At 60.9% G+C, this 24,568-nt stretch carries 22 protein-coding genes and 1 pseudogene; 6 read left to right on the top strand and 17 right to left on the bottom strand.

Features of this window, described 5'->3' with window-relative positions; genetic code table 11:
- Window positions 1-20: 20 nt before the first annotated feature.
- From DBV08_RS32230 to DBV08_RS05680, 6 genes are all read right to left on the bottom strand, one after another.
- Complete coding sequence (locus DBV08_RS32230) at window positions 21-194, bottom strand: hypothetical protein (protein ID WP_185564472.1); 174 nt, start codon at window positions 192-194, stop codon at window positions 21-23.
- 99 nt (window positions 195-293) lie between these two features.
- Window positions 294-980, bottom strand: coding sequence for a haloacid dehalogenase type II (locus tag DBV08_RS05700; RefSeq protein ID WP_124566804.1), 687 nt, complete (start codon window positions 978-980; stop codon window positions 294-296).
- Between the two features lie 103 nt (window positions 981-1,083).
- Window positions 1,084-1,416: a DUF4288 domain-containing protein gene (locus DBV08_RS05695; RefSeq protein WP_124566803.1), complete on the bottom strand. Its 333-nt coding sequence runs from the start codon at window positions 1,414-1,416 to the stop codon at window positions 1,084-1,086.
- Window positions 1,417-1,832: 416 nt separating this feature from the next.
- A complete protein-coding gene (locus tag DBV08_RS05690) occupies window positions 1,833-2,480 on the bottom strand; it encodes a Fic family protein (protein WP_124566802.1) in 648 nt (215 codons plus the stop codon).
- Between the two features lie 39 nt (window positions 2,481-2,519).
- Window positions 2,520-3,137 (bottom strand): RES family NAD+ phosphorylase, encoded by a 618-nt coding sequence (locus DBV08_RS05685; protein WP_124566801.1) that lies wholly within the window; start codon window positions 3,135-3,137, stop codon window positions 2,520-2,522.
- A complete protein-coding gene (locus DBV08_RS05680) occupies window positions 3,134-3,940 on the bottom strand; it encodes a hypothetical protein (protein WP_260395325.1) in 807 nt (268 codons plus the stop codon). The genes DBV08_RS05685 and DBV08_RS05680 overlap by 4 nt, the downstream gene beginning before the upstream one ends.
- 387 nt (window positions 3,941-4,327) lie before the next feature.
- Between DBV08_RS05680 and DBV08_RS05675 the strand changes: the two genes are divergently transcribed.
- Complete coding sequence (locus DBV08_RS05675) at window positions 4,328-4,537, top strand: PLD nuclease N-terminal domain-containing protein (RefSeq protein ID WP_124566800.1); 210 nt, start codon at window positions 4,328-4,330, stop codon at window positions 4,535-4,537.
- Between the two features lie 386 nt (window positions 4,538-4,923).
- Here DBV08_RS05675 and DBV08_RS05670 read toward each other — a convergent pair.
- From DBV08_RS05670 to DBV08_RS05640, 6 genes and pseudogenes are all read right to left on the bottom strand, one after another.
- Window positions 4,924-6,120: pseudogene (locus DBV08_RS05670) on the bottom strand (IS30 family transposase).
- 474 nt (window positions 6,121-6,594) lie between these two features.
- Window positions 6,595-7,752 (bottom strand): acyl-CoA dehydrogenase family protein, encoded by a 1,158-nt coding sequence (locus tag DBV08_RS05660; RefSeq protein ID WP_124567027.1) that lies wholly within the window; start codon window positions 7,750-7,752, stop codon window positions 6,595-6,597.
- A 56-nt stretch (window positions 7,753-7,808) separates the two neighbouring features.
- Window positions 7,809-9,962: a malate synthase G gene (locus DBV08_RS05655; protein ID WP_124566799.1), complete on the bottom strand. Its 2,154-nt coding sequence runs from the start codon at window positions 9,960-9,962 to the stop codon at window positions 7,809-7,811.
- 3 nt (window positions 9,963-9,965) lie between these two features.
- Window positions 9,966-11,204 carry an MFS transporter gene (locus DBV08_RS05650; protein ID WP_185564470.1) on the bottom strand — a complete coding sequence of 413 codons (1,239 nt, stop codon included), beginning with the start codon at window positions 11,202-11,204 and terminating at the stop codon, window positions 9,966-9,968.
- A gap of 52 nt (window positions 11,205-11,256) precedes the next feature.
- Entirely contained in the window at window positions 11,257-11,718 is a 462-nt protein-coding gene (locus DBV08_RS05645) for a PaaI family thioesterase (protein ID WP_124566797.1), read from the bottom strand.
- Window positions 11,719-11,747: 29 nt separating this feature from the next.
- Complete coding sequence (locus DBV08_RS05640) at window positions 11,748-12,926, bottom strand: NAD(P)/FAD-dependent oxidoreductase (protein ID WP_185564468.1); 1,179 nt, start codon at window positions 12,924-12,926, stop codon at window positions 11,748-11,750.
- 296 nt (window positions 12,927-13,222) lie between these two features.
- Between DBV08_RS05640 and DBV08_RS05635 the strand changes: the two genes are divergently transcribed.
- Window positions 13,223-13,891: a TetR/AcrR family transcriptional regulator gene (locus DBV08_RS05635; protein ID WP_124566795.1), complete on the top strand. Its 669-nt coding sequence runs from the start codon at window positions 13,223-13,225 to the stop codon at window positions 13,889-13,891.
- A 670-nt stretch (window positions 13,892-14,561) separates the two neighbouring features.
- On the opposite strand, the gene DBV08_RS05630 is transcribed toward DBV08_RS05635, so the two are convergent.
- Both DBV08_RS05630 and DBV08_RS05625 read right to left on the bottom strand, forming a co-directional pair.
- The gene (locus DBV08_RS05630; protein ID WP_124566794.1) at window positions 14,562-15,215 is read right to left on the bottom strand and encodes a recombinase family protein; all 654 of its coding nucleotides are present in this window, start codon (window positions 15,213-15,215) and stop codon (window positions 14,562-14,564) included.
- A 476-nt stretch (window positions 15,216-15,691) separates the two neighbouring features.
- On the bottom strand, window positions 15,692-16,381 hold the full coding sequence (locus DBV08_RS05625; RefSeq protein WP_124566793.1) for a hypothetical protein: 690 nt from the start codon (window positions 16,379-16,381) through the stop codon (window positions 15,692-15,694).
- A 617-nt stretch (window positions 16,382-16,998) separates the two neighbouring features.
- On the opposite strand from DBV08_RS05625, the gene DBV08_RS05620 reads away from it, so the two are divergent.
- The 3 genes from DBV08_RS05620 (at window position 16,999) to DBV08_RS05610 (ending at window position 19,282) form a co-directional block, all read left to right on the top strand.
- Window positions 16,999-17,766 carry a TIGR04255 family protein gene (locus DBV08_RS05620; protein WP_124566792.1) on the top strand — a complete coding sequence of 256 codons (768 nt, stop codon included), beginning with the start codon at window positions 16,999-17,001 and terminating at the stop codon, window positions 17,764-17,766.
- Complete coding sequence (locus DBV08_RS05615; RefSeq protein ID WP_124566791.1) at window positions 17,763-18,566, top strand: hypothetical protein; 804 nt, start codon at window positions 17,763-17,765, stop codon at window positions 18,564-18,566. Before DBV08_RS05620 ends, DBV08_RS05615 begins: the two co-directional genes overlap by 4 nt.
- Before the next feature lie 143 nt (window positions 18,567-18,709).
- The gene (locus DBV08_RS05610; RefSeq protein WP_124566790.1) at window positions 18,710-19,282 is read left to right on the top strand and encodes a hypothetical protein; all 573 of its coding nucleotides are present in this window, start codon (window positions 18,710-18,712) and stop codon (window positions 19,280-19,282) included.
- Window positions 19,283-19,623: 341 nt separating this feature from the next.
- Here the strand turns inward: DBV08_RS05610 and DBV08_RS05605 are convergent, their stop codons facing one another.
- The 3 genes from DBV08_RS05605 to DBV08_RS05595 form a co-directional block, all read right to left on the bottom strand.
- Entirely contained in the window at window positions 19,624-20,613 is a 990-nt protein-coding gene (locus DBV08_RS05605) for a DUF4928 family protein (RefSeq protein WP_185564466.1), read from the bottom strand.
- Entirely contained in the window at window positions 20,603-21,328 is a 726-nt protein-coding gene (locus tag DBV08_RS05600; RefSeq protein ID WP_124566788.1) for a GIY-YIG nuclease family protein, read from the bottom strand. The genes DBV08_RS05605 and DBV08_RS05600 overlap by 11 nt, the downstream gene beginning before the upstream one ends.
- 61 nt (window positions 21,329-21,389) lie before the next feature.
- Complete coding sequence (locus DBV08_RS05595) at window positions 21,390-22,538, bottom strand: DNA cytosine methyltransferase (protein ID WP_124566787.1); 1,149 nt, start codon at window positions 22,536-22,538, stop codon at window positions 21,390-21,392.
- 351 nt (window positions 22,539-22,889) lie between these two features.
- On the opposite strand from DBV08_RS05595, the gene DBV08_RS05590 reads away from it, so the two are divergent.
- Window positions 22,890-23,321: a very short patch repair endonuclease gene (locus DBV08_RS05590; RefSeq protein ID WP_124566786.1), complete on the top strand. Its 432-nt coding sequence runs from the start codon at window positions 22,890-22,892 to the stop codon at window positions 23,319-23,321.
- Window positions 23,322-24,568: the final 1,247 nt, after the last annotated feature.

The raw sequence follows: 24,568 nt of genomic DNA, 5'->3' as shown, positions 1-24,568 counted from the left end.
GGTCTGCGGATGTGGCCTTGTCAGGGCTTTTCGGGTGGAGGGGTGGTGGGGCGACCTTCAGCGGCGTCACGGATCCACTGGGGTACCTCGCGGCCGCTGCGTTCACGGAGTGCGATCGAGGCGCGGGCTGCTGCGGCAGCGACATTGCGCCGTTCGCTCGGGGTCCAGGTCTTGCGGGCTTCTGCGGTGGTCATCGTGGGTCCTCCTGCTCGTTCTGGTTGTCAGTGTCCTCGGTTTGGTCGGGTTTAACGCGGTAAGACGGTGAGTCCGTACCCGCTCAGCAGATCATTGATTCAGCAGCCGAGCTGGTCGGCCAGGTCATCGATCCCCGTCGCGTGAAACGCGTCAAGCGGATTCGGGGTCTCGTCTTTGGTTTCTGAGCCCCACTCGCGAGGTCGCTCGATGTACGCAGTGCGCAAGCCGAATGACCTCGCTGCTGCGAGGTCGGTCGCGTGGGTGGCGACCATCATTACCTCGTGGGGTGGAACCTGCATGAGCTCCGCGATCCCGAGGTACACCTCAGCAGCAGGCTTGTAGTGATTCCACACATCGGTGCCGCCGATGAAGTCCCATGCGAACTCGTTGAGCTTGGCCATTTCGGTCAGCATCGCCACGTTTCCGTTACTCAACGCGCACACGACGTACTCAGCTTTGAGGCGGCGAATACCTTCGGCCGAGTCTGGCCAACCTGGAATCGTGTGCCAGGCGCGCACCGCTGTGTGGAGCTGAGTCGGTGTCGCCACGATGCCGTACGAATCCTTCAACAGACCGTCAAGGGCTTCACGATGTAGATCGTCCAGCAGCGTCCACGGACGTGCACCGGATTCGACCTCAGCGAGTGCGGGACTATAAGTTCGGCGCCAGTCACGGGCCAGCTGGGATCCGTCAACACTGGGGAATTGTGCCGCTAGCACCGAGCTCACACCCGAATGCCAATCGGTGACCGTACCGAACGTGTCGAACGCCAAGACCTTGACCACATCTGCCTCCTCACTAGCGTTGCGTTCAATTCCTACAACGAGATAAACGTATCCCTATCAGCGGCCGACCGGCGCCGTGATGGTGCCCTGCTGGCGGATCCGTTCAACACAATGGTGGACGTCCGCCGAGCTTCATCTCGAACTCGGTATACGTCGTCAGGGACGCAAAATGACGTGAATAGAGATCACTGGCGTCGTCGTTCAAATCAGACAAGACAGGCGCAAGGTCTACCAGATGCGCCAGCCGGACGTACGATTTATCCTCCGCGGTCCCCGCCTCGTACTCCTGCTCCCGAGCGATGCCCTCAAATTTGATTCGCGCAACGACATCGTCGGCGGCGCGAATGAGGTACGAATCCTCTCGGTAGAACGAACCGGTTCCGTCCACCGTCCCAAGTTCGAAAACAGCAATTCCGAAGTACGCCCTGCTCTCCATGCGGCGACGGTACCCCGCCGACTACTGCCCGCGATCCTTGCTCGGAAGACCGCGCAAGAGTTGAGTGAGAGCGCAGACCTGCTGCAGGTCGGTCATATCGGCTCCACGGGTGCATCCGAGCCGTCCTCCGACTGCGTCATCTGCTGCCCTCAACTCCTGGTAGGCAGCAACAAGTTGGTGCTGGTCCCGTTTTCATTTCTTCGGAGAAATACCGATCGATGTTAGAAGTCGGTCAAGAATCGAGGTCGAAGTAATGTCGCCGTCAATCCATTGATCGATTGGTGCCTTTCTTGGCGTCTTGGAGTCATTTTCGTGCGACGGGGTTGTATTCGACTCATCATTCGGCATGGTGGTTCCTCTCGGAGTCCGGATTTCGTGCGAGGCTGGGGTTTCTCCCCTGAACTACGTAGCGGATCTCAGCGCGGCAGGTCGATGAGGCCGTGCTCGCGCAGCAGATCCTTGACCGCGTCGTGCTCGCCGCGGAGGTACGCCTTGGCGAGCAGGTCGTTGAAGGTGTCCGAGAGCTGCGGATCGTTCTCGTCGACGGGAACGACGAGCATCCGGCCGCCACCGATGAGCAGGCTGTTCGCCACGAACAACGCTGTGCGCTTGTTCCCGTCCTCGAAGGGTTGAGCTTTCGCGAGCTCGACGAACAGATCCAGCGCGTGTTCGGTCACATCCTCGCAGGTCAACGAGGCTATGAGCTGTTGTAGCCCGTCCTCGGTCAACGCGGGAGGCGTGTGCCGCCCGTGCCGGGTGTGGACGCCGATCTGCTGATCCTCGGTGCGAAGCTGACCGGGGTGCAGTGCACCGCTGCGCGTGATCTGGGCGTTGACGGCGCGGACGTAGGTGGCGTCGATCGCCCGATCATGGTGATCGATGATGAACTGTGCCACGTCCCGGAGGTCTTCGAGCAGCGCGAGGTCGGAGCGCGAGGAGACTCCGGCCAGGCTTCCCGATCGCAGGAAGTTCTCGGTGTCGAGTCGACCTGTGGCGAGGCCGTCGAACACCCTTCCCGAGGAGTAGACGGCGCCGGCCAGGTCGGTGATGTTGATCGCGGACAACAGAGTTCTCCTTTTCTGTAGTGGATGGTCGCGGGCGTTTCAGGCCACGGGTGGTGGAACGATGCGCACTGCCCGTGGCGGGCTGGCGACGATGAAGCCGCATTGTCGAGCAGCGGCGACGAAGGGTTCAGGGCTTGGATCGATCGGCCAGGAGGCCTCCCCGGCGTCCCCGAACAAGCCAACCGCGTTGGGGTTCGGCCCGGTGGTGAACCGTGTCTGATAGCGAATGCCGGCGAAGTGGGCGTCGAACGCTGCTGCCCACTCCTGAGGCACCGCGTAGGGGGTCATGGACGCGAGTTCTCGGGTCAGACCGAAATCCGCGGCCTCGTCCGTGCAGGTGTCGGCCAGTTGATGATCGTCGGGGACGGTCAGGGTGGAGAGTTGGCGTTCGGTGGCGAAGTCCTCGCTGATCACACTGGTTTTCGCCAGTGTTTCGCCGACGGTTTCGCGGATGGCGGTGAGCTCGTCGAACCCGAGGTAGCAGGTTCCACGCGGCGGGTTCAGATCGAACCGCCCTCCCCCACTCGAGGAGAACCACCACGGACCGTTTCCGGTGCGATGCCCGCGGTGCAGTGACTGCGCCGAGGTGAGTTCGCAGCTGGGGAACCCGTGCAGCGGGCGGGACGGAGGGCCGAGCGCGACGTCGTCACGGCTCACGCTGCCCACCGCTGGGCGTCGGCGCGGGCCAGCTCGAGGGCTGTATCGACGGGATGACCGCCGGTGATCCAGTCGACTGCACTTCGATCGCCGAGTTCAGATTGTGGGCTGCGAAGCCAGATCGCGCAGGTCCACGGGTCGGCGGCAGCGCGCAAGGTCGTCCACAGGGTGATCAGGTGCTGGTGGACGCTGCCCGAGTCGGTGAACTGCCAGGTGGGATAGACCCACGGCCCGCCGTCGAGGCGGCAGGCGATCAGGCTGCCGGCGGCGACTGCCTTGTTGATGCCCTGGCGGCTCATATTCCGCCACTGTGTCAGGCCTGTGGTGTCGTAGAACGGGCCGACCAGGAGGTCGTAGACGTGAGTGGTGGGTAGTGCAGCGGCCATCGAACGTGCGATTGATTCGACGTCGTCGAAGACCTCGGCGGGGACGCCGGCTGCGCGTGCGTCGGCGAACGTCCGGTGGACGGAGTTGGTCAGCAGGTCGAGTAGCTTGCGTTCCTGCTCGGCGAGGGTGTTCATCAGATCCTCCAATGCGGTCAACTGCGTCAACCCCAGTGTCCGCTTTTGCGTCAACCGCGTCAACGCGCGGTCGGCTTCGATGCAACCGTCGTCACCGAGGCCTAGCGATTGTTTGATGGCGAGGCAGAGGGTGAGGATTGATCCCTCTGGGCCCGGTTGCGGGTGCAGAGGGACCGCACCCTCGAACAGGGCGACGAGCTCTGACGCCAGCTGGCTGAGGGCTCGACCTGTCGTTCTGAGCGGGAGTTGGAACTGCGCGGTCGAATGAGTTGCGCTACTCAAAGGTGTCTCCTGATGTTCGAGGGTGCCCGGTTTCGTCAATCTCGTCCGAGGTTGGCTTCGCCAACTATCCGAACGCGGTTGCTGGCGGAACAGCGCTGTATCGAGACCACCCTGGCGGCACCTCCGGAAGAGTCCTTCCGGTCGGTTACCGTGGACGGTGAACCACTACAAGGAGGCAGCCGTGAAAATCTGGAACTGGTTGATGCTCAAAATTTCTTCAATCGGCGGGTCGCCGAGGTTTCGGAAGGTCGCCGATAGCCCGATTTGGGCGGGCAGCAACGACCGCAAGCTCTGATTCAATTGGCGGCGGATCTTCCGCGATCGCGCCGATATCGGGCCATTACCTGCATGAAGTTGCCGAATCTACGTACCAGCTAAGGAGACAAGATGTTGAACGGAGTTGCAGCGTGGGGGCTCGCGGCACTGCTTGCTTTCTATGCGGCCGCATTTCTCACAGCCCTCGTGACATGCATTGGAGCTACCCAGCTCACTTCGACGTATCGCGCCGGGTGGCTGATCGGGATCCTCGCACTTCCAGTAGTAGGCCCCATGGCGTGGCTGCTGTACGGGCGGCACATCGAGCGTCCGTTGACCTGATTCCCGGGCGGGATCGCAATCCCCTCGTACCTCTGCAGCAAATCGCGCGAACGATCGAGCGCTCATGGCTGTGTGCCTCTACATCTTGTGTCTCGCCGGATCGACCTTATGCTTCCGAAAGAGCCAGTTATCTCGCTGTCGGATAGTTGATAGCGGCCCATAGATGTCGCTGCTCGTGGATTCTGTTCTGAGCAGCCCCAGGTACGGGGTGCCAACGAAGCGGAAGGTTTCGGTCCTTTCCGATTCCACCAGATCGCCGATCGCGGCCAACCCTCGTGACAACGTCATCGACCAGTGGGGCTTGTTCGTCGTTGTCGTACCGAAGCCAGCGGGCATTTGTTGACGGTTCCTGAAAACGAACCCCCACAGGCCCCGGCGGGTTCTAGTCATCGTTGCAACACCCGATGGTTTGTCGACCGTATCAAGGCATCGAAAAGTCGGGCCGGCGTGCGGTCGTAGAGAACCATTCGGGGTCGGTTGTTGAGTTCGTGCTCGACGGCACGCAGATGCTCTGGTGTGTGGATCCGAAGATTCGTGCCTTTCGGGAAATTCTGGCGTAGAAGACCATTCATGTTCTCGTTGCTGCCTCGCTGCCAGGGTGAGTGCGGGTCGCAGAAGAACACGTCGAGACCGAGGTCGGCGGCGATCGAGCGGTGTCTGGCCATCTCGATTCCCTGATCCCAGGTGATCGAACGAAACAGCTCCGGTGGCAGGTCGCTCATTCGTGCTGCGATCGCAGCACGAAGGGTGTCGCTGTCGCGGCTGGTCAGGTGCAGTGGACGAACTTGTTCGTGTAGTGCGTTCGACCAGCGTGCCGATCACAGATCCCTGATTCTTGCCGATGATGAGATCACCCTCCCATGCGCCCGCAGCACTGCGATCGGCGGGTTCGAAGGGGCGGTCGCCGATACCGAGCATGGGTTGTTGGAAGCGGGGTCTACGACGATGCGCTCGCCGATGGGTTCGCCCCGATCGTAGCGGTGGCGCGGCTACCGGTGGGACGGCAAGTGGGCGTACTAACGCCGAGCCCGGATCGTAGACGGCCCGGTAGATGCTCTCGTGACACAACCACCGATCTGGTCTGTCGGGGAAACGCTGAGGTAGATGTCGAGCGATCTGGCCCGGACTCCGTCGGGTTGCAAGCAGATCGCCGATCACCTCTCGCAGCTCGATGTCGCGGTGCACCCGTCGGCGGTGGCACCGGGCACGGCGTTGCACGGCCTGCCGGTGCGCATCGAATCGCCGATATCCGCCCTGCGGGAACTGATTTCGCCGAAGTTCACGGCTGATCGTCGACGGCGCCCGGCCGAGAGTCTCCGCTATTTCCGTATGCTCCAACCCGTTCGATGCAGGTCGCCGATCGAGATCCGGTCCTCCTGTGACAGATACCGGGAACTGATCGGTCGGACGGCGAGCCGATCGAGCGGCGGTGTGAATCCGACAACGACACCATCGCGATAAAGCTTCCACCCTCGATGCCAGTTCTTTCCCATTGACTGCGACACCCCGGCCTCACCGGCTGCCGCGCCGATACTCCATCCACGCGAACGCAGCTCGACGAACCGGGCCCGCTTGGCCGACATGGGCCGGCGTGCCAGGCTCCTACTTTTTTCGACGTGACAATCGCTCTAATACACCCTCCAGCATTTCAGGAGTGTTGCAACGATCAATCGAAACCGCCCAACCCTCAGGGGGTCAATTTTCAGGAACCGTTGACAGCATTGCCCACTGGATGATCTCGATTGCTTCAGACCAAAACACTTTCGGGCGCGTAGCCGTCGGTGTGCTGGATCGTCGCGAGTGTGAGTACGAGTTCGGAGCGGTGACCGCGCCGGCAGGAGTTAGGGTAGGGGCCGGGGCTGTCGACGCCGGCGCCGGTTGGCGATCGACTTTGATCACTGCGGCATCGACACCGCCACGCCATCGAGGTTGTCGAGTTCATCGGCAGCCCGGATCAGGTGCCGACTTATGCCATGGGCTCTACCGCCGATGGTCGGTACCGCGAGTAGCAGTACCTGGACTCCGCGCACCTGGGCCTCTCGTCATCCCTCGTCCATCTAATAGCTTCGCGGTAGGCCCAATGAGTGTTGAGCAATGTAATTCAGGATCATTTCTGCGCTTACTGGTGCGGTGCGGAAAAGTCTTGCTGGCCAATACATGTCGGATATTCCATATTCGAGTGCAAAACCGTTGCCGCCATGTGTCTGAATCGTGGCGTCGACGCAGTGGATCGCAGCCTCGGCGGCGGCGAATTTTGCCATGTTCGACGCTTCTCCGGAGTCGGTGTGCCCGGCATCGACGAGGCGTGCTGCTTTTTGGGTCATCAGGCGGGCGAGCTCGAGTTCGATCTTTGCGCGGGCGAGGGGGTGAGCGACTGCTTGGTGGGATCCAATCGGGGCATTCCACACTTGGCGCTCCGTGGCGTAGGTTGTCGCTTTAGTGAGCGCGCGGCGGCCGATGCCGTTGGCGAAGGCGGCGATGAGGACGCGTTCGGGGTTGAGCCCGTCGAATACTGCTGCTAAGCCGCCTTCGGTTCCCCCTATCAGGCAGTCAGCTGGGACACGTACGTCATCGAAGTACAGGGTCCACTGGCGGTCAGGGCTGAATGCTGGCATCGGGATGTGGGTTTTGGTGAACCCCGCGCTGTGTACATCGATGATGCACAGGCACGGGCGTCCTAGCGTGCCGTCGGAGGTGCGGGGGCGGGCAACGACGAGAACGGCGTCGGCGTCGTCGACACCGGAGATGAAGGTCTTCTGTCCGCGTAGGAAGTATCCTCCCTCGCCGTCGGGGGTGAGTTCGGAGCGCAGGTCGTGCGAGTTGCTGCCGGCGTCGGGTTCGGTGATCGCGAAGGACATTTTCTTTGTGCCCGCTGCCATAGCCGTGAGCCACAGCTCTTTTTGCTCGGGTGTTCCGTGCTTGGCCAGGATCGGCCCTGCAATACCGGATGACATCACGAGCATGACCATCAATGCACCGGCGGCTGCAGTTTCCTCGGCAACGATCTGCAGGCCTGTCAGGCCCATGTCGCCGCCGCCGTATTGTGACGGCAGGTTGATGCCGATGAAACCCGCGTCGGCGAGCGTGGCCCATAGTTCAGTGGGAGCCTGCTCTGCTGCTTGGCATTTGCGCATGTACTCGGGTCCGAATGACTCGGTGATTCGACGGACGGCGTCTCTGATCTGGATCTCTTCGTCGCTGGGGGTGAGACTTATCGCGAAGCGGTCCGTGTTGGTGGTGAGCATGGCTTCTCCTGGTGGTGTGCTTGGGCCTACGGCGTTTGACGGATCGGGCTGGATTGCTTGTATTCGCTGCGCGCACGGTGGAGAACAAATTCCGGGTAGCCGCCAGGTTGGCGTTCACCGGCGAATATCAATTCGGCGGCAGCTGACCAGGCGCGATCGGATTCGAGATTGTCGCTCATTTTCGGGATGTCAGCTTCGTCGCGATTCTGCTCATCGACCAGCACTGCCATCTTGTTCAGTGAAGCGCGTATGTCGCCTTCGCTGATGATGTTGTGCGCCAACCAGTTCGCCAGCAGCTGAGACGATATTCTCAGCGTCGCGCGGTCTTCCATGAGGGCGACCCCGTCCATGTCGAGAACTTTCGACGATCCGACGCCGAGATCGATCCAACGCACGACGTACGCCAATATCGATTGAACGTTGTTGTCGAGTTCTTTGAGAATGGGAGTGCGGTCGGTGTCGGAGTGGAGGTATTCGGGAGGGGTGAGCATCTCCCGGCGCTGCCTCGGTGGGCGCAGCTTCAATTGCTCGTGAACGGCCACGACATCGATGTCGTGGTAATGCGTGGCATGGAGTGTCGCTGCTGTGGGCGAGGGGACCCACCCGGTAGTGGCTCCCGCCTGAAGTTGCTGTCTCTTGACATCGACCATGGTGCGCAGGTCGTCGGTCAACGTCCACATTCCTTTTCCGATTTGTGCGTTGCCGGGAAGGTCGAGTGCCAATGCGATGTCGACGTTGAAGTCCTCGTAGGCTTGATACCAGGGGGCCGCCTTCATGTCGGACTTGAAGGGGAATGGGCCTGCGTGGAAGCTCGAACGGATCTCGCTTCCGGTGCGGTCGAGGAACCCGGTGTTGACGAAGGCAAGGCGTGATCCGGCCGCAGCGAGGCATGCGGCGAGATTGAGGGAGGCGCGCCTCTCTTCGTCCATGACGCCGAGCTTTATCGACCCTGATGCGATACCCAGAACCTGCTCGACGTGGCTAGCTGCGTCGCAAACGAACTGCACTTCTTCGGGGCCGTGCATCTTCGGGCGGACGATGTAGATATTTCCGTGGCGGGAATTGGGTTGGTCGCGGCGAAGTCCGGGCAGAGCGGCGGCGGCTGTGAGGACGAGGTCGACGAGCGATTCCGGTACGGGCAATCCCTCGCGGTCGAGGATCATATCGCTGAGTAGGTGAAGCCCGACGTTTCTCGTAAACATGAGTGCACGGCCCGCAACGGTGTACACCTGACCGCTCGGTGTGTCGTAGCGGCGATCCGGCTGGAGGCGTCGGGTGCGCTTCTCTCCATTCTTGACGAACGACGCCTCGAGGTCTCCGGTGTTGAGGCCGAGCCAGTTGCGGTATCCGTGGACCTTGTCGGCTGCATCGACGATCGAGACTGCGTCTTCGAAATCGATGATGGCGGTGATCGCGGACTCGAGGATCACATCGCGAACCCCCGCGGGGTCGGCGGCACCGACGGGGTGGTTGCGGTCGATCTTCAATTCGATATGGAGGTTGTTGTGGCGTAACAGAAAGGCAGTCGGTGCAGCGATGTCGCCAGTGAAACCGATGAAAGTACTCGGGTCGACCAGTTCGGTCGCGATACCGCCGGAAATCGTTGCCACGAGGTGGTTTCCGTCGAGGTGGTAAGAGGTGACGTCGGCGTGTGACCCCGCTCTGAGGGGTAGGTTTCTGTCGAGAAACTGTTTGGTCCAAGAGACAACCTGCGTTCGGCGGTCTCTTGGCTCGTCACCGTCGACGACGTTGCTTCCGTACAGGGCATCGTAGAGGGAGCCCCATCTGGCATTGACGGCATTGACGGCATACCGGGCGTTGGTAACCGGCACGACCAATTGTGGTCCGGCGATGGTGCCTATTTCCGGGTCGACCACCGGGCGCGAGGACGTGCGTGAGGAAGGCTCGGGGAGGAGATAGCCGATGTCGGCGAGAAACTTTTCGTAGCGCGTCACATCGACGGGACCTGGGTGTGCACGGTGGTAGTCGTCGAGTTGTTGCTGGAATTCTGCGCGGGTGCGCATAAGTGCGTTGTTGCGGGGGGTGAAGGTGGCGAGCAACTCGGTCAACCCTGCCCAGAAGCTGCCGCTGTCCACGTCGACGGCGGGTAGGAGTTCTTCTTCGATGAATTCGTGCAGTCGAGCATCAACTGCGAATCCGTTGACGTTGGTGCGGGTCATTGGTCAGCCTTTCTGTCCTGTTGCCGTGCGCGCCGGTCGATTTGACGCGGATTCGTACGCGCGGATGCACTTGAGGAATGTGACAAGTCCGAATGCGCTGACGAGCGCAGCAAATGTGGTGAAAATTATTGCGGAGGAGAGTAACCCGATATGGCGTTGCAGAACACCGACAGCGATGACAGGTACGGAGGCGCCCGCGTAGAGCGCGAGGTAGAAGAGCGCGATGCTGCCGATGCGGTCGCGCGCACTCGTTGTATGCGCGGAGGTTACCTGCACTGAACGGCCGATCGTCAGTCCCTGCCCGAGCCCGCACAGCGTAGCGGCGACAGTGAACAGCGCGAGGTTGCCAACGGCGACAGCGGCGCTGAATAGTCCTAAACCGAGGACGATTCCAGCTGTGCCGAGGGAGAGCCCCATAGCGTCAGGTACGCGTTTGAGTAGCAATTGGGCTACTGCCGACCCTGCGAAGACGCTACCGATCACCAGGCCACTGACGGCATAGGAGGTCGATGGATCTATGGAGTGAAGAAAGGTCGGCGTCAACCCTGCGAGCAACCCCAAGACGCCCATACCTGCAACTCCGATCAGACACAGCCCTGCAAAGCCTCTGCGGAAGTGCGGGTCGGCGGGCGGAGACGGTGCAACGAATTTCCCTGTGGGCGTTTCTTTTTCGGAAACGTCTCGGGGAAGCACCGCAGCACACAATGCAAGCACTGTTGTCAGCGCCATGTGGGTGAAAAAGACCCACTCGATGGGGTGAGGGAGGAAGGTCACGGCGAGTCCACCCAGGACTGGACCGATGCCCATTCCCAGGATATTGCAGGCGGTAGCGAGCAAGGCATAGAACGACCGTGCTCGAGGATCGGCGAGTTCGACGATCGTTGCCGTCCCGACGCTCATGACGACCCCTGCGGCGATTCCGGTGAGAACACGAGCTGCGACCAATTCCCCGATCGCGTGAGCCGCAACGAACAGGAGGTTCGCTCCGACCACGCCGACGAGCGCAGCAATGATCAAATTGCGCTCGCCTATACGGCCGGCAAGTGAAGGGCCTGCGACAAGGGCGAGGGCAACACCAAGCGCGTACATCGCGTAAATCACAGTGATGTCGAAGGTATCGATACTGAACTTACGGCCGAACTCGGAGTACAGCGGTGTCGGCATGTTCGACTGCGTCATCACCACGACGACGCACACGAGCAAGAAAATGATCTGACCAGTTCGGCGGTTGCTCTTAGACATGCGGCTCCCGTACTTGCTGAGATATTGGGGGGCGATAAGGCCCTGACGGGCTTCAGATCTGAATGTTCTGGCCCCGAAGCTGACCACGAGCGACCAACTTTTGAGTGTGAGCATCGCGGATTTCGACCGCCCACAGTTGTTGGGTGCGGCCACGGTGAATGGGCGAACTCGTCGCAACCACCTGCCCTTTTCGCACAGGCCTCAGGAAGTCTGTGCTGTTCGCCGTCCCGACGATGGTCTGGGCAGCCCCCATATGGGCAAGCCAGGCGCTGCCCGATGCTGACCCTGCGGCCTCCACGATCGCCGCGTACATACCTCCGTGGACGATTCCGGCGGGCTGGTGGTGGCTGGCGTCCAGATCTGCGGAAAGCCGCACAGAGTCGGGTGAGACATATTCATAGCGAATTCCGAGGGCGTGATCGAGACCCTCGCTTTGAGTGCGAGCGATCAGTGCTTGTAACGCACGAGTCTGTTCGTTGTCGTCCAGATCGAAAACTGTCTTACAGCCTGTCATGGTGTCTCCTGGTGGATGAGCCGGATATCTCAGCGGGTGGTTTGCAACCGATTTATGTGCTCGCGCGCGAGGGCGGCGGAGTCTTGCTCCCCGAGTCCGTTTGTCCGCAGGAAGTCGATGATCGCGATTGCCTTTTGGTTTGCATCGTCATTGGCATGGTTTCTGTACAGCTGGCCGGCGTCTCGTGACAATCGTTGAATCGCCTCGGCCCGCGACTTTCTCACGCTCTCATACGCAACGAGCATTGAAGGCAGTGTTTCCGGGCGTGCATCTTTGAGTACCTCGGCGAGAGCGAAGGCATCTTCAATCGCTTGGTTTGCCCCTTGTCCAAGGTGCGGGACCATTGCGTGCGCGGCGTCGCCGACCAGAACCGCCGAACGCGTGCACCATCTGGTCAACGGGGGCCGGTCGTAGATTCCCCATTTGAAGGAATCCGTTGCCTTGGTGACGGTCTCGATAACTCGCGGTTCCCAACCTGCGAATACCGAGAGCAGCTCCTCAGTCGAGCTCGGCGCGGACCAGGATTCAGCTGAATCGCGGTCGGTGGGGATGTAGGCGGCAATATTCATCAAGGTTCCCGAGGCAACCCGATAACACAGAAGGGTCTTACCTTCCCCGAACCATACTCCCATGCGGGGTTCAGTTGCAGCCCAGCTGATTTCGCCGATCGGGATGAGCGATCGCACGGCCATGATACTTTCACTGACGGGCTTGACATCGTTGCCCAGCGCCGTTTGCACAGCACTCCGTACCCCGTCCGCCCCGACGAGTAGATCTGCCTCTTCGATCGAGCCGTCGGTAAACCTCACCGTGATGCCCACGTCCTCGGTGAAGGACTCGAATTCGCGGCCGGTATGGATGGTGACACTGTCGTCTATGGCGCCGAGCAAGATCTTCTGGAAGTCGGCGCGATGGATCGAGTACGACGCTTCTGACCCGCTGAGTTTGTTCATGATGTCGACCGGAATCTCATTGCCCTGCCAGTCGCACACGAATGAACGATCGACTGGACTGCCGACCTCGCGGATCGAATCGGACAATCCCAAGTGCGCAAGTCGGCGAATGCCGTTCGGCTGGAGCGTGAAGCCAGCTCCCACTGGTGCAAGTTTTCGGGCCCGCTCGCAGATGGTGATCGAGTGGCCTCTGCCCCGTAATGCGGCAGCTGTGACAAGGCCGGCGATACCGGCTCCAACGATGACGATGCGCAAGATTTCCCCCACCTGATTTGGCGTTCGACTGTGCCGCCGATCACGCGTTCGATACCGGCAGGGCATGCATGCCTCTGCCGAGAAGCGCAAGGCTTCGGATTGCCACTTGCGTGAAAGGTCGTTCGAAAGCTCCAATTTGTACTGTACTTCATTAATGTATGGCAGTGTAAAAATGATCGCAAGTACAACTTCTTCGCTACGGTAGAGTTGCCGCCCTGCCGCAGCGAAACCAATGCAAGGTGGGAACGACCGTCAGTCACGTGCAACGCGTCGACGTGATTTAGAAGGGAGCAGCGGTGGACAACACCAGGACACCAGCCAGCTCTGGAAATGGACGACGCGAGCGAAACAAGCAACGTGTCCGGGAACGCATTTACGACTCTGCGATTGAGCTGTTCGCCGCCGGAGGATACGAAGCCACGAGCGTCGACGACATCGCCAACCATGCTGATGTGTCGCGCGGTACGTTCTTCAACTATTTCCAGCGCAAAGAAGACCTGATCGCAGCTTGGGTGCATGACTGGCGCACCCGTGTCCTTGAACGGATGCGACAGTCTCAGGGGCTTGAGGACGCCTCCGCACGCACCTTGCTCCAGCTATATATGGCCAGCATCGCCGAACAGACCGAATCCCAGCGCAAGGTAACCGAATTCATGCTGCCCGCATGGGTCAAAACCGGAAGCCCGCTCAATGATCTTCCCTATACAGCCGAAGTCTTCACCGAGACCCTTCAGCGAGGAGTCGATCGCGGCGAGTTCATTCCGGCAACGAATACGAAACTTGTCGGCGCCATGCTTCGTGACCTCTACTTGGGTGCACTGTTCCGGTGGGTGACCCGCCCCAGCAGCACGGGCGAACTAGCAGCGGAGCTTCGTGAGGTGCTTCATGTTCTTTTGGAGGGTATTGCCGATCCGCCCCACTGGCAGGTTTCACGAGAAGGCCTCGTAAAGAACGACATTAGGTGAGGGGTGTCCTCTTGCGCGAGGTCGGGATCGAGTTCTATCAGTCCTGCTTCCTCGGCCGAGGTGCCGGCCGGTTGGACCCGTTGGTGTCGCTGCTCGACCAACAAGCAGAGGAACAGCTCTCGGCCACAAATCGGGGACCAAGAACAGGCGATCGAGGCCGCCGGTTCATGACGATCTCGTCGCGCGACCTATGTTGGGGCCGCAAGCAATTCGTGAGTTTGCTTGAGAGGAGCCTGTACGACCGTCTCCGTGGGTCACGCTCGCGCCGATGATCCTCCGGGGATCCGCCGCCAACATCGCCGGCCTTCGATCAGCGATACGACTACGGCTGACCGCACACCAACGCAGCGACTGATCCGTCAGCGACTTCTCACCTTCTGTCGTCCGACACTGCATCGAACCGGAAAAGAGCCATGCACTGATCAGATGCAGGGTTCTCTCTGTGCATGATGCCTAAATCCGTTGGGCCTTTAGTGTTCTGTGCCTCGAAGACCGGCGCGTTGGCGGATTGAGGCTGAAGGTCCTGGAGCTGCAGGAAGAGTCAGCTGGCGGTTGGCCGTCGTGCACTGGTGGTCCAGAGTGCTGCGGGTTTCTCGATCTCGGGCTAGATGTTCTCCTCGACTTCTTGTCGATGATCAACTTCTTCGTTCGAGCGGCGTTGATTCGCACCTCAGTCGCGCGTGACGATCCGCGTGGTGTCGAGTTCGTCAGAGCGATTCTCCTCTGCGTAATCAGTGTCACTCCCTGGGGGCGCTCCGTTGACATCAGTGGGATTGACGGAAAGAACCCGATGGACCGTACCGACCGAGACCCGCACGCCGGCTGCGATGGTGCGAATCGACTCGTCGCGATCGCGGCGAGCCAGAATCGCCGCGCGTTTGTCGTCGTCGATGACAGTGGGACGACCGCCGACGCTGCCGCGCTTGCGGGCGGCAGCGAGACCGTTGCGGGTCTTGCGCGCGATGTCGCGGCGCCGGTCCTCGGCCAAAGCGAGCGCGAGGTCGAGGATCAGTGACCGCTCAGTGTGCTCGCCTACTGCGATGCCCTCGAGCACCTTGACGCCGACTCCCCGCCCGAACAGGTCGGTCAAGACCAGCAGCCCTTCAAAGAGATTGCGACCGAGACGGTCGACCTCCTGGACGGTGAGCAGATCGTCGGGACGTAAGTAGTGGAGGGCGGCCTGCAACCCTGGGCGTTGATCGAGGCTGAGTGTGCCCGAGACTTTCTCCTCAAACACTTTGACGCATATTGGGTCGAGTGCGTCGCGCTGGCGCTGCGTCTCCTGTTTGTCGGTGCTCACACGCACCAGTCCGACGAGCGCCACGGGTGCCTCCGTTCAGAAAAGGTGTTCATCTTTGGGGCCCATGATATGAATATTTGAACGAGTTTATGAACATCAGTTAAGGGAATTCGGGCTCGATTTGAGCAATGTTTCACCTGTTCAGCCAACGACCGTTTGTTGAACAGCGGGGCGGAGGCGTTCGCCAGGATCCGGGCGACGGTTCAGGTCCAAGTCATCAGTGGGAACGTCCAGTTGGCGTGAGATGCCTGACATGACGCGGTGGATGGCAGCTTCGATCTGTCACTGCGCGGCGTACCCAGGATGACAGTGAGTGCGCCACGTCGATGTGCGGTGCCTAAGCCAGTAGGCCTGACAGGTCCAGTTTGGGATACGCGGATCTGAAACTTACTCCACATTGCAGTTCGCCAACGAAATCGCCGCCACCGGCTCGACTGCAAGTGTGGCAACAGTTTTTGAGTCGATCTCGCGGCGGCGTTCACTGGATGGCTGACTTGCATCTACGGGATCAGTGGAAGGTTTGGTTTCTCCTCGGTTGACGGCTTCGACCGCTCGGGCTCTGGCCAATCGGGCACATCTTCGAGGGAACCACCGTAGGCAAGTATCGTCTGAGCCATCAGATCGGTGGAAGCCTGGATAAACCCCTCCACGCCCATCAGTCTCATTGAGACCCGCCTATTTTCGTCGTCGTCGCCTTCCTGTGCGTTCCGCTTCTTCTGCAGCAGCCAGAATGCGCCGGAGCCGTTCGTCGCCATGCTGGGGTCACCCCCGTGGGTAAGCAGGTTTCTGAGTGACTTCATGTCGCTGAGGTAGTCACCTATCCGTCGCGTGCCGATGTAGGTCTCCCAGTCCGACCTGTTACCTCTCTTCCCCCGAAGTGTCCGTGTGCGCAGCCCCCAGTTTTGACTGAACAGATCCACAGCGTGCTCCTTCATTGCGACGTCGCGGATCTTGTCTGGGTTAAGGGGCAATGTCCGGTTTTTCTCGTCACGGTATCCGAGAACCTCGCCGAAGAAGCCCTCGATTTGTCCGTAAACGAGTAAGAAGGCGCCCCACCTCAGCGAGTGCTGTCGTGGCCCACGGAGAGACCTGCCGTCGGGCATCTTTGCGTGCTGTAGGTCGCGATGCAGCGTGACCATTGTCGTCGGGATCTCAAGCCGGGCCGCAGCTGTCTCTGCCACGTCGATCACTTGCCGTAGATGCCTGTGTGTCACCGGCGAGTCTCCCCTTACATCGAATTATGGTGTGGTGGTTGCGATGCCTGGAGTATCCCCCACAGCCCTCGCCAGTCTGATCGGCCGTAGCGTGACCCTGGTGTGACGCCATTGGGTGCATTGGCGGTGGCCGTTTGGCCTATTACCTCAGCGTCAGGGGGAGAAATCAATCCCGGTATTTACGTTGTCGGCCCGAAGGCCGAGACTCGTAGTTCGAGCTTCGCGATCGTGGTGCACTGATGCGTGAGTTCCTCGCCGCCGTGGACTTGAGAATAGCGCTCGACAAATGCCCGCACCCTCAACCTTTCGCGGTTTGAACGGTGGGATTTGCTCGTCCGAAGGTGCCGGGCAAGTGCTAGCTCGATTCCAGTCGTCCTGCCGAGTGAACGCATGGAATCACGCAGTCGGACGTCGGGACACGCCATCGGTTCAGGCTCATTGCGAACCAGTCACTTCGAACAGGGAAACCTTCGGGACGCAGCCGCGACCAGCATGCGGCCACGCAGTTTCTCTTCGATGGCTAGATTGTCGGTATCCACGGTTACAGTTTTGGTTACACCCCACGTAGTCTGGATTTAGGAGAGGAGTTGCGGATGCCCCCTGAGAACGAGGTCTACGCGAAGGCGCCTTTGGTCCTCGTCACCGCCCAGCTCGGCTACGCGCATGAACCGAGGCTCAACATCCCTGAGATTCGGGACGTCGTCGCGGAAGAGCTCCGAAGCTCCTTCCCCGTGCTAGACGTCGAATCGATCACGCAGGAGAACGGGGAGGTTACGCGTCAACTTCGAGCAACCAACGAGCGACGGTCAATCACTGTGGTCGTTAATTCACAGGCGGTTACCGTCGATGCCACCGAGTATGAGCACTTCTGGGCGTTCTCGGAGTTACTGAAAGTTTGTTTCGGGGCGGTCGAGAAAGCCATCGGTCGCGTCTATGTGGAGCGCGCTGGCCTCCGGTATGTAGACGAGGTCCGGCCGACTGACATAACCTCCACCCGAGACTGGGAAGCCTGGATCGCACCGCCGCTTGTGTCTGCAGCCGCACTGCTGCCCGGCAGATCGCCGGAGACGCTGCGCGGAGTGACTGTCTACGAGGTCGCCGAACGTACAATCATGACTTTTCAATGGGGCGAGGTAATCGGGCACTCGGTGGTTGCACCGTCCAAGGTTCGCAAGCCCCCCGAACCCGGCAGGTTCTTCGTCCTGGACGCAGACGCTTTCTGGGTGCCGGAGACTCCGTCTGCGACAGCCCCGACGGAGATGGTCTGGCGCTTCAAGGAATTACACGCGCCGGTCAGCGAGGTCTTCCAGGCATCACTCACCAGCAAAGCACGTTCAATGTTCAGAGGTGATTCAAAGTGACTGAGACGAAAGCAGTTCCGACCCAAGAGCTCGCGGCCGCCGTCCAGACTTCGGTGGAGTCGTTCCGGGCTTCGCTCGCCTCCTACGAGCAATCGATCGCCGTTCTGCGCGCCTCGATATCGATGTCGATGTCGAGCATCGAAACATCGCTGACAGTCGCCGGGCACCGGTGGGCGATGCTAAGCGAACTGGCAAGTGAAAGCCCGGAGCAGTGGCGTGAGACGCAGACGAGCCCCGAGCTGATCGAGGCGAGTTGGCGCGAGCGGCGGCAGCATTCGACAGGAGCCGCGCGCAAGCACGCAAGGGATCACCGTGCGCTTTACGCTCAGCGGTTGTCAGAGCTCGCAGATCGCAATTTGACGAGAGCTGTGGCCGATATGCTCACCGAACTGTCAGAAGTTCACGGCGTCACCTGGTCTGACATCGCATCCGCTCTCGCCATCAGCGTCCCAGCGCTGCGGAAGTGGAGGAAGAGTACCAGCGGCACCACCCCGGAGAACCATCGCAAGCTAGCCCAGCTGACCGCGTTCTACGCGCTGTTGGCAGAACAGGTCGGTTCGCCGGCTCGGTGGATGTCGATGGCGTTGGTCGACGGCTACAACGTGACGCCGGCCGATGTGTACTCGCCTGACAACGCCGAGCGTCTTCTCGACCTCGCAGCCGGAAATGTCGGGACGACCGCTGAGGACGTACTCGACATCGTCGCTGAAGGGTGGCGCGACAGGTGGAGGAGCGAGTACGAGGTCTTCGAGGCTGCTGATGGCGAGCTCTCTATGCGCCCTCGCCAGATGACGCGGTGAGCGTGGACCCTCTCGACCCGTTCCCGGGGATGGAAAAGTTCTACGCGTACCGTGGCGAGCCCGGTTCAGAGGACGCGCCTCCGATCTTCGTGCCCGTTCAGCAGGGTGACGTATTCCGGGGCGTGGCGGTTCCGGGAGTCGAGGTGCCCGAGGCCGATGGTGCCCTGGCGATGATCTTCATGCATCCATGTGTGATGCGCAAGGGAGCCGTGTTGGCGGACCAGGTAACTGTATTCCGGGTATCGCTGAAGACTAAAAAGCAGCGGCCATACGAGCGGTTCGCCGACACCTTTTCCGAGATTCCGCTCCCTGAGTTGTTCGGAGAGGGGTCTGGTGTGCATGTCGGTGAGTTCCAGATTATCGGGACGGTTCCGGGCACGATGTTGAACCGGGCGGAACGTGTTATGTCACTGGCTAAGGACGGGCGATTACTCCTGCAGCAGCGCGCGGTTCATCACTTCACCCGGCACGCACCGCCGCTGCACGATCTCAGGGTGCGCACGCGGGTAGTCGAGCGGGAGTCCGAGCTACTGACCGATTGGTGCGAGGCGGCGTGCGATTCCGGGGGAGAGACCGCCGAGGTCGTAGCGAAAGCTGAATTGGAATTCGACGAGTACCTGAGCTCGGAGGATCGCCGGTCACGCTTGGCGGACGACGACACTACGAACGCAGTCGTGGCCGAGACTCATGGGGAGATTCGGCGCAGGCACACGTGACTCGCACGCGGCCAATACCACTTGATCGGTCTCGATGAAGTGAAGGGTCTCCGCCTCGACTGCGGCGATCACCGATTCCAGTACCTCGCGAGTGCCGACAGGAAGGTTCATCCGTTCCAATCGTGGCCGTAGCGTATGGCGGTCCAGATCTGCTCGCGCTCGAATCCGTTGATCGTGAAGCGCCTGTCATGCTTGAAGAATGCCATCTTGTGTAGACAACAATGGCAGTGCATATTCGGCCGAAAATTCTCGTTCCAACCGGCGGGCACTGCATTGGTTACGGAGCGCGCTGGCATCTGGGGCGGCCCACTGCACTCTGAATCAGAGGTTGCTGGGAATGATCAGAGGTTGCTGGGAATGCTGATCTGTAGGGCGGGATCGGACTCGACAGCGCAGACGCGGTCGTTGTAGGTCTCCAACAACGCTTTTAATCCGGCGCGGATGCCCTGGGCGCTGAGTCCACCGACCTCTTCGATGTTGTTTCCGACGTAGTCCTCGATGGCCTGGACCGATACACGCTCCCCAACGCCAGTCGTCTCAGCGATCTGGCGGCCAGCGTCGACGCGATTCTCTGGAACTAGGACAAGCGGCCTGAATCCGTCGTGAAGATTCTTCTGGCACTTCTGAAAGAGCGCCTCCGACGGTGCCATGGTCACGTGGATCGCTGTGTCCCCCACTGAGAAGTCGCCGGGCCGGGCAGTCTGGTCGTCGGCAGTGGTGTAGCTGTGGTTACTGATCTTCTCTTTTGGAAAACGGAGCTTCAGCTTGGCCCCCACCAGATGTTGGGCGACCGCGCCGGCGGAGTTACCGCCTTGGGCACGCGCCGCATTAAGTAGAGCTGCAATTGCCGCCCGAACAGGAAACTCGGGGTTAATCACTGCACTCAGCCGCTCTTTCGCGAAATGGTCGCTCTGAACTTTTCCAACGAACCACACCTGCAGCGCCATCCGAACCTCAGTCTGCTCGTCGAACGACAACGAGCCATAGCCCGCAGACGGGGCTGACTCGGAGATCACGTCGGCCAGCTCGCCAGCCAATTCCTTGGTGGCGCGAGAGGTCCGCCCGCCTTCTTTCGTGAATTCCCGCATCTCGCCATGGAGGGCCAGGATTTTGCGGATTCGCGTTCCGCTCAGTCCTTTGACCTGCGATAGGCCCAGGTAGTTCGCCGGGTTCATCGGAACCCCGTGAACCATGTGGTCCGCGATTATCAGCCCTGCGTTCATCACATTCTTGTTCACAACGCCGATCGAGCTTCGCTTCGACTCGTACCAGTCGTTGACCGCGGGCTCAATTTTTTGCCACACCTGTTCCGAGGCGGCGCTAGTCGTCATTGTCATCACTGTCGGAGTGCTCATACAGGACGCTGCCGACAAGACCCTCGACGGAGATTGCCGCCGGGTCGGGCTCAGGGCGTCCTTCGACAGATGCCAGCCGCATCGCAGAGATGAAGGCGAGTCGCACGGCTTGGATCACGAGCACGCGGCGCAGACCGTCTGAGACCTCTCCTCGTTCGTGGGCGACGGCGGCGAGCCGCGAGATGGTCTCTGCGCGCCGGGCTATCCGCACATCGGGGTGACCACGCTCAGCGCGCGTCTCGTCGGAGACGAGCTGGAATCGTCTCGACGGCGGCAGGTCGATCGGCTGGGACAGCGGCGGGATCTTCTCATTGAGTATCGCCTTGAACTTGCTGCGCTCAATCGCCTGGAGATAGGCGCTGTACTCAGTCGCGTTGAGGCGCGCCTTAGCGGAGATATCGCCGGCCCCGGCTTGCTCCATGTCCCACAAGGGCCAGAGCTCCATCTCTGCCACCTCGAAGACGTCGAGGATGCGCATGGCCACGGCATCGGTGCGCTGATTGGTGAGGTGACGCCGCACGCGGGTCCTCAACCGTTCGTTCGTCTGACCGACATAGATCGGCTCGCCGTCATAGTCGTAGAACGCATAGACGCCCCACTTTGCATTGGACCAAGCTCGACCCTGATCGTCGGTTTTGTCTAAGGCCTGCTTGAGCAGGCGTCGGAACTCCTGAACGATGGGCGCGGGCATCTCGCCTCTCGCGGGTCGCGCGTCAACACGACTGGTCGAGGCTCGGCTTTGACTCGACATGTCACCCCACCTCTGGGATGGTGTCGGCGGCGATTGGTGCGAGCTTGCCGTTGACCAACGGGAGCAAGTAGTTCTCCGCGAGCCATCCGACCGCGGGCACGGCCACTGCGTCGCCGAAGGCAAACTGCACCTGACTGTCGCGGAACCCGTCGATCTTGTATTCAGCGGCTCCCATGAGCGAGGCGTACTCAGCACCGGTCATCCACCGAATGCTGAGCTTGCCGTAACCCATCCGGACGACGGCCTGCTTGGACGATCCACCGCGTGGGGTCCTCAGGCAGCCGGAGACGGCGTCGGGGCGCATCTCCCAGACCGGGACTCCGCCGCGGGTGCGCCGATACGCGGTGCGCCACTGATAGCGCCGCTGCTGCTTACGCAATTGGTCCAGCCGGCTCCTCTGCACCTCCGACATCGAATCGATGAAAGCAGCCACCCGGTCCTCGTCCCACCAGCGCGGGTCATCGTTGTCCAAGCGTTCGAGCGTATCGCCGAGTCCATCAGTGACGTGTGCGGGTGGAGTTGGCAGGGGCGCGCGGTGCGTAATGAGGGTGGGGTCGCCGAAGAACGGCTCGGTCCATGCTGGCCGCAGGGGGTGCTCCATCTCAGTCGTCTCAACGGCCTCGCGGGAGCCGACCAGAAACATCCGGGGGCGTGACTGGGGCACGAACCGGCGGGCGTCGATGGCGAGGATGTCCACCGAGTAGCCGAGTTCGTTGAACTCCTTGATCGCCGCGGTGAGGTCGTCTCCGCCGTGCGAGGTGGACAGGCCGATGACGTTCTCCAGCACCAGAGCCTTGGGTCGGTCGTCCTCCGCTAGCGCACGCAGGATGCCGGTGAATGCATAGAACGCCGAGGATTCCGTGCCTGCGAGCCCGGTTCGGTTGCCCGCCAGCGAGAGGTCTGTGCAGGGGGACGACGCCCACGCGAGGTCGGTGCCTGCCGGGAGATCTGCGGCGTCGACGTCGTTTACATCGCCTACGACCATCACATCGTCGCCGAACTGCTCGCGGTACATCGCCGCCTTATCCGGGGAGATATCGTTGGCCCAGGCTGTCTCAAACCCGGCGAGGTCAAGGCCCATCCGGGCGAGTCCGACGCCTGCGAAGAACTCGAGGACCTGCGGGCGCGACCGGAGCTGAATCACAGACATGGGATTACACTAGACGGCCGCGTTGCATGAGCACACCCACATCCGGCTGACGCGTTGCATTCATCACGGTGCGGCCAGCAGATACCATCATGACGTGGCGCTCACCGACCCCGCGGACCCCCGGCACGGGACGATCAACGGGTACAGCAACTATCGGTGCAGGTGTGATCGGTGCCGCGTAGCCAATCGCGAGCACCATCAGGAATACATCGCGAGAAACCGCTCAACCGGCCGGGTTCTTGGAACACACGGATCAGGACTCTCCTACGACACCGGGTGTCGCTGTGACCTGTGTAGAGAATCGCATAACAAGAGGTCGCGGGACTACAAGCGAAGCCGGCGCGCGGCGGAATGAGCGGGGAAATCAAGAGCTGGGCGTCGACGCCGGCGGTCCGCAAGTCGATGCGATCGAACCGGCGGCGCGACACGGCTCCCGAGATCGCCATCAGGAAGCTGCTGCACGCGCGGGGCCTCCGGTACCGCGTGGACTACGCGCCGGAGCGCAGTCATCTGCGTAATCGGGCGGACATCGTATTCACGCGCGCCAGGGTGGCAGTGTTTATAGATGGGTGCTATTGGCACGGGTGCGCGGCGCATCACCGGGCACCCGCGGCGAACAGTGACTACTGGTCATCCAAGATCGAGGGGAACATCGAGCGCGATCGGCGTGTGAGCGAGATGTTGCGCGAGGGTGGTTGGGCGGTGCTGAGATTCTGGGAGCACCAGCCCCCCACCGAGGTGGTCGACGAGATCGCACGGGTAGTGATCTCCCGAGCTGTGTGATCCAGCGCGCTGTGGACGGGGCGAGCGGCTGGTGGCTGCGAAGCGAACGTGACTGATCACTGCCCGATTCGTCGCCGGGGTCCGTGCGGCCTCGACTTGCTGTTGGACTGCGAGCTTGGTCTCAGGCTGTGGCTCTCGGGGCGGTATCGAGAGAGGTCTCGGCGCCGGGATCCACCGGTGAGTTAGGGGTAGGTCAAATCAGGCTGGGGTCTTCAGTTGAGCTTGTTGGTGCCGAGGCCCTCGCGGTGGTTGACCGACCCGCTGCCGAGTATTACAACGGGTCAAAGGAAAGGCCCGATATGACACAGATATGACACATCGCGGGGGAGTCGTGAGTAGGGGCGGGCCGACCAATCGAAGGCAAACTGGCTGACCAGGAGAAATTCTGGCTGGATTTTGTGTTTATATCCGCTCACTTCTTGAAAGCGAGCGTGGCGTTAAACCCACCGGGGGTTCAAATCCCTCCGCTTCCGCCAAATGTTCGTTGTTCAAACCCAGCCCGCGCGAAAGCGTGGGCTGGGTTTTTTCGTGCCCTACGAAGCGCAGGAGCGTCGAGGAGTCGGATGTGTAGCAATCTTTGCCGCCCTGGGGTCGCCGGGTGAAGCAATGGCTTCGCCACTTCGGTGCTACGTCCGATGTTGCGGCAATCTGCCGGTTCTCGTTGTGCTGTGGTGAACGATCAGCCATTGCGGCGCTCGGCGACGAGAGTTCCAGGTGATCGCATCGTGCGGCTGGTGGTCAATTCGATTCCCTCCTTGGCTAGATGGGCTCGTGGTTTACGCGGCCTCCTTGCGCTTGGTGTCCGAATGAGCTGCGCGCCACCAATTAACTGTTGACCGTTCAATAAGTTTGCGTGGCCATATCGCCAGAGACCGCGGTGCATTCAATCTGCTGAAATGCTCCGGATCGTGCCTTGTTTGCACATTTGCTCGACTGTCACCAATGGGCGGATGGTCCAAGTTTGGTGTCGTTCGCCACATTGGGACCTAAGTCCCATTCCCTGCTCTGAGCCATGTCGATATGTATCTGTTACCGGAAGTTCACCCTAAATCCAGGATGGGGGAGATGGCGCGCTGGCGGGCAAACAGGACGATTGGTACCGTCCGGTAACTAATTCAGTTAGTTGTCGGCTACCGCTCTGGTTGCTGTGTCACGTGGAGGAGCAGTTCATTTCGATCGAATCGCAAAACGGCGTATCCCATCGTCGATCGAGGGCCGCGGTAGGGATCGCGGCGTGTGCGGTTGCC

The sequence above is a fragment of the Rhodococcus sp. KBW08 genome (assembly GCF_003852455.1).
GTDB classification, from domain to species: domain Bacteria; phylum Actinomycetota; class Actinomycetes; order Mycobacteriales; family Mycobacteriaceae; genus Rhodococcus_F; species Rhodococcus_F baikonurensis.
The sequence above is the reverse complement of the archived record's forward strand: the minus strand, read 5'-3'. Positions and strand labels throughout refer to the sequence as shown.